Consider the following 4862-nt stretch of genomic DNA (forward strand, 5'->3'; position numbering starts at 1 on the left):
TGCCCCGATTATCTCATGTCGATACTGCTTGGTTAAGTCCGACAGGCTGCTAGGAAGACCTCCGCCTTGGGGTTATCCAGATCGTACTGCTGGCGGATAATAGCAGCCACAAAACGCCCGATTTCCTGATGGGGCAGGCCTTCGTGCTTTAGCAGGGCGATGGCATCCAAGGCTAAGCGGCTATCTGCTTTGTTCACGCTGAGGTGTTGAGCGCAGGTGAGCATGCCGCTGTACACGGAATCCCACTCCGCGCCGGTTTCCAGCAGCTTGCGATAGTGCAGGTATGCGACATCAAACTGGCCTTGCAATCGCTTGGCGTGGGCGAAACCGCAAAAAGCGGCTGCGGATTGCCGGTCGCAGTCCAGTGCCTGTAGGAAGTGCTGCTCGGCCAATGCAGGGCGTTCGGTTTTTAATGCCCAGTAACCGAGGTTGGCATATTGCTGCGCTTGGTCAGGTTGAGCTTCCAGGCTTGCGTTGAAAAGGTCGTGGGCGTTTTCAAGTTGCCCGTCGTCCATCTCGACACGCCCCAGCAATCCCAAAGCAATGGCGCTGTTTGGTTCAAGCGCAATCACCTCTTCCAGGTACACACGGCATTCCTGCCGGGCCTGCAGGCGCTGAATATGGCTAAGCCCGCTGCTGTTGGATTCGCCGTAAGCACGGTTTGCCTGCAGAAGTAAGCGGGCAGCCTGTGCCTGTTGAGCGCGGGATTCCTGGATGTGATGCTTGGCTTGCATGGGATACCTCATATACCTGCCGCTATTGTGAAATGTGCGGCAAAGGCCTGCAGTTTTTGGTGGTTTGTGCTGCTTTATAATGAGGTGTAGCGAAAGGTGTGCCAGTTTTTAAGAGGTCGACTTTGGTTCATTGAATAGTAGTTTCCTCGGTTGTCTGTTAGGTTGTATGTACAACTGTAAATACATGGATGTGTGATGTTATTTGAGTGGGATGACTCGAAGAATGCGGCCAATGTTCGTAAGCATGGAATAGATTTTCGAGATGCGATTGATATGTTCAATCATCCAATGCTGACAGGGATTGATGAGCGATTTGCATACGGGGAGGAGCGCTGGCGAGCTATAGGTTTGATGCGGCAATTGGTTGGCGTTGTTGTTTATACGGAGAGGCGCGAAGATGTGGTGCGGATTATTTCTGCTCGAAAAGCGACCAGGCAAGAGGTGAGGTTATATGAACAAAACATCTAAAACAGACTGGAAGCGTTTAGCTGAAATGGACGATGAAGCGATCGATACAAGCGATATTGCCGAGCTGGATGATGATTTCTTTCAGAAGGCCGAGCTTCGTGTGCCTGCAAAGCAACCAGTGACTTTGCGCATTGATGAAGATGTGTTGGTTTGGTTCAAGGCGCAGGGGAAGGGGTATCAGACCAGAATTAATAAACTGCTGAGGCAGTATATGGAGAGTCAGGACGCTAGGCGCTGAGATAGAGGTGCTTGGCCAGTTCAGCCGGCTGTTGAGGCGTTTGTGGTCACGCTGTAAGTTGAGCCCCAATTTCTATTGCCAATGGCTTGCGCTAGACTCAGAGACCACTTGATCCGCAGAGCGAGACCAACATGCCTAACCTAGACATGCTGCAGTTGCTACTTAATAAGCACGACGAAATCCGCCAGCTTTGTGAAAAGCACAAAGTGAGTCAGTTGGCAGTGTTTGGGTCAGTAGTTACAGGTGAATTCAATGCAGCCAGCGATTTAGATTTTCTCGTGGATTTTGAAGAAACGCTTTCAGCGAGAGACATAGCCACTGCTTTTTTTGGTCTTAAAGAAGACTTGGAGATTATGTTCTGTCGCTCGGTAGATTTGGTTACCGAGTCCTCTTTGACCAATCCGTATTTCCGCAGTTCTGTGATGGAAGAGAGGCAGCCTTTGTATGCAGCGTGAGGTTTTGAAGTATGTGTTTGATATAAAAGCTGCTGCAGAAAAGATTCAACGGTTCGTTGCCGCTAAAACGGAAGCTGATTATCTTGCCGATGAACTTTTGCAGTCGGGAGTGGAGCGGCAGTTCGAAATAATCGGCGAAGCAATGAGTAAGTTGCACAAGATTGACCCCAGTGTGGCGGAGGGTATTACCGATTACCGGAAGATGATTGCCTTTCGGAATGTCTTGATTCACGGCTACGCGGTTATTGAGCCACTGATCGTTTGGGGTGTGATCGAGGGTAATCTTGAGCACCTGATTGAACAGGTCACCGCTATTTTTGAGAATGCTTGAAATGTGTTGACGAGACGTTTGTTCAGAGTGAGATGAAACGCAACTTTTGTGTTCATCTCACTCTGAAGCATGCTTAACCCTGCAGCAACTGCAAAACCTGCTGTGGCCTCGCATTGGCCTGGGCCAGTACAGAAAGGCCAGCCTGCTGAAGCACCTGGGTGCGGGCCAATTCGGCAGACTCCGCCGCAAAGTCCGCATCGCGGATTCGGCTATTGGAGGCAGAGAGGTTTTCTGAGGTTGTGGCTAGGTTGGCAATGGTCGACTCGAAGCGGTTCTGCACCGCACCTAGTTCGGCACGGAAGCCGTTAATTTGGTCGATCGCGTAATCGATTGCGATCATGGCCCGGTCGGCACCTTCAGGCGTCGAGATGTCGGTATCATTTAGCGAGACTGTATTAGCAGCTACAGTGTAAGTCTCGTCAAAATCAATATTATTTGTATTGTCGCCGTTCAGATCTGCGGTCATCTTAATAGTGAAGTCGCCACCAAATGCTGATGGGAACATTAGCTCGTTGTTGGACTTGTCCAAGTTGGCTTTGACCCCAGTGTCATTCGAACGGGCATTTATTGCGCCAACCAGATCGTTTAGGGACCCGGTATCTTCCACAGAAAACGCAACACCATTTACCTCCAAATTAAATTCGCCTGTGTTGCCGGCTTTAAAGTACGCGTCGAGCCCACCTCCCGTCGCTGTAAGATTCTGAACAAAAGTTTTTGCGGGTGTCTCTGTATCGGTCAAGTTAATAGCAACAGGCACGTCTTCGCCGCTGGGGTTGGCGAAGGTTAACTTTCCGGTATCGTTGTCACCCTTCACCGTTATGCCTTTTGCTGTAAGCCCTGGGTCAGCATCAATCCTAATTTGTATAGTGTTGGCTAGGCCAACAACATCAGCCGCATCGTTGTTGATGGCGAGGGGTACCCCGTCTACTGTTATGTCGCCTGTCATCGGGCTTGCTGGGGAGGTGAGTTCAAGTTTTTCGGAACTTGTGCGGACTGGTTGTGCTGCGGCAACGAAGTTCTCGGTTTGTCCAACCACCGCACCCAATTGGCTTCCGCGAGAATCCAGCCCGCTAATTCCGATTGTCTCTCCGGTATTCGCCCCAACCTGGAAAGTCTGAACCCCAAACGTCCCATCCAGCACCTTCAAACCGTTAAATGAAGTCTGGCTGGCAATACGATTAATCTCTTCAACCCGCTGTTGTACTTCTTGGTTCAATGCCTGGCGGTCGGAGATGCTGTTGGTCGCGTTGGCCGACTGAACCGCCAGTTCGCGAATACGCTGTAAGTTGTTGGTAATCTCATCCATAGCGCCTTCGGCTGTCTGCGCCAAGGAAATGCCGTCGTTGGCGTTACGCTGAGCCTGGTTCAAACCGGAAATTTGCGACTGGAATCGCTCAGAAATCGCAAGGCCTGCGGCATCGTCTTTGGCTGAATTGATTCGCAGCCCGGATGATAGTCTTTCCAGAGCCGTGTTGGCCTGCCCCTGAGAGGCGTTAAGGTTTCGTTGGGCGTTCAGTGACGCAATGTTGGTATTAATGACCTGGGGCATATCTAATCTCCCTACTCAGAGGTGCCGGGCCACGCTGCTCATATAGGTTTTGGCAGAATACCGGCAAAGAATCGTTAATTGACAGTTTGGGAGAGAGTAAAGCGAAGTGTGTGCCAGTTTTTCGAAAATACTTATAAGTAGCTGTTTTTAATAAATTATTCTGATTTAAGTCAGTGAGTTAAAAGTCTGGTGTCAGTTTTTGGTCGCGCCAAACAGGAAAATGGTTGCCGCTTTATGTAGTTTTCGCAGGGATGCACTAAAGGGGTTTTTTGCGGCGGTTGGATAGGTGAAGCGGAGGAGGAAATATTTTCACCCTCTCCGCGTCCGCACGGAACAATTACAGCAGGGCCTCCAGACCTTTCCGTTCAATCAGGTTGAGAAGTTTTAACGACGGCCCGCTGGGTTTCTTTGCACCTGCCTCCCATTTTTGCACGGTCGATAGGCTGGTATTCAGTACGGCAGCGAATACAGCCTGACTAACATGCGTTTTTTCGCGGAGTGCTTTGATTTTTTCCGGTGGAAGTGCCTGAATATCAAGACAGCAGAGTACTTCAATTTCGATCAGGCGCTGCTTGCTGATCACCCCGGCAGTGTGGAGCCCCGAAGCCGTTTCTTGCATCTCACTCAGAATGCGACTGCTTTGATTGGCCGTGGTCATCTATGCACCTCTTCAAGTTCCCCACGTAAGGTGGCTTTGCGTAGTTGCTTGTCATTAAGGTTTAGCAGGTCGCTTGCGATTTCCTGTAGCGCTCTCAACTCCGCGTTAGTAATGTTTGATCGTTCATTCTTCTGGAACCCAAAAAGAAAAAACCAATGGCTGTCCAGTTGAGTTGCGACCAGTGTTCTGATGCCGCCTCGCTTTCCTTTGCCTTGCACTGCAACACGTTTTTTAAAAAGGTTGCCTCCAAGATCGGCATCTATCAACCCATCATCTATTTCTTTCACGGCGTTAATCAGAGCCTCATCAGTAAGCCCGGATTTTTTCATCGCCCGTGTAAACGTTTTTGTTCTGAAAATACGTTCCATCGAAACTGTATGTCAATGGCCATTTATTTTGACCCACCTTTGGCCAATAAAATTGACCCAC

Annotated in this window: 8 protein-coding genes; 4 read left to right on the forward strand and 4 right to left on the reverse strand. The window is 49.9% G+C overall.

The genetic code is table 11. The features are described from left to right. Nucleotides 1-32: 32 nt before the first annotated feature. Nucleotides 33-734: a tetratricopeptide repeat protein gene (locus ACTH3S_RS17770; RefSeq protein ID WP_441810346.1), complete on the reverse strand. Its 702-nt coding sequence runs from the start codon at nucleotides 732-734 to the stop codon at nucleotides 33-35. Nucleotides 735-929: 195 nt separating this feature from the next. Here ACTH3S_RS17770 and ACTH3S_RS17775 point away from each other — a divergent pair, with 195 nt between their 5' ends. The 4 genes from ACTH3S_RS17775 (at nucleotide 930) to ACTH3S_RS17790 (ending at nucleotide 2226) form a co-directional block, all read left to right on the forward strand. Continuing rightward, on the forward strand, nucleotides 930-1202 hold the full coding sequence (locus tag ACTH3S_RS17775; protein WP_441810347.1) for a BrnT family toxin: 273 nt from the start codon (nucleotides 930-932) through the stop codon (nucleotides 1200-1202). Further along, nucleotides 1186-1440, forward strand: a complete 255-nt coding sequence (locus ACTH3S_RS17780; protein WP_441810348.1) for a BrnA antitoxin family protein — start codon at nucleotides 1186-1188, stop codon at nucleotides 1438-1440. Before ACTH3S_RS17775 ends, ACTH3S_RS17780 begins: the two co-directional genes overlap by 17 nt. A gap of 131 nt (nucleotides 1441-1571) precedes the next feature. After that, on the forward strand, nucleotides 1572-1895 hold the full coding sequence (locus ACTH3S_RS17785) for a nucleotidyltransferase family protein (protein WP_441810349.1): 324 nt from the start codon (nucleotides 1572-1574) through the stop codon (nucleotides 1893-1895). After that, nucleotides 1885-2226, forward strand: a complete 342-nt coding sequence (locus tag ACTH3S_RS17790; RefSeq protein ID WP_441810350.1) for a HepT-like ribonuclease domain-containing protein — start codon at nucleotides 1885-1887, stop codon at nucleotides 2224-2226. Before ACTH3S_RS17785 ends, ACTH3S_RS17790 begins: the two co-directional genes overlap by 11 nt. 73 nt (nucleotides 2227-2299) lie before the next feature. Here the strand turns inward: ACTH3S_RS17790 and ACTH3S_RS17795 are convergent, their stop codons facing one another. The 3 genes from ACTH3S_RS17795 to ACTH3S_RS17805 form a co-directional block, all read right to left on the reverse strand. Next, a complete protein-coding gene (locus ACTH3S_RS17795) occupies nucleotides 2300-3775 on the reverse strand; it encodes a flagellin (RefSeq protein ID WP_441810351.1) in 1476 nt (491 codons plus the stop codon). Nucleotides 3776-4112: 337 nt separating this feature from the next. Beyond that, nucleotides 4113-4394, reverse strand: a complete 282-nt coding sequence (locus tag ACTH3S_RS17800) for a helix-turn-helix domain-containing protein (RefSeq protein WP_441810352.1) — start codon at nucleotides 4392-4394, stop codon at nucleotides 4113-4115. Between the two features lie 35 nt (nucleotides 4395-4429). Continuing rightward, complete coding sequence (locus ACTH3S_RS17805; RefSeq protein ID WP_441810353.1) at nucleotides 4430-4801, reverse strand: type II toxin-antitoxin system RelE/ParE family toxin; 372 nt, start codon at nucleotides 4799-4801, stop codon at nucleotides 4430-4432. Nucleotides 4802-4862 lie beyond the last annotated feature (61 nt).

It is taken from the genome of Marinobacter sp. (genome assembly GCF_052094685.1).
GTDB lineage: Bacteria > Pseudomonadota > Gammaproteobacteria > Pseudomonadales > Oleiphilaceae > Marinobacter.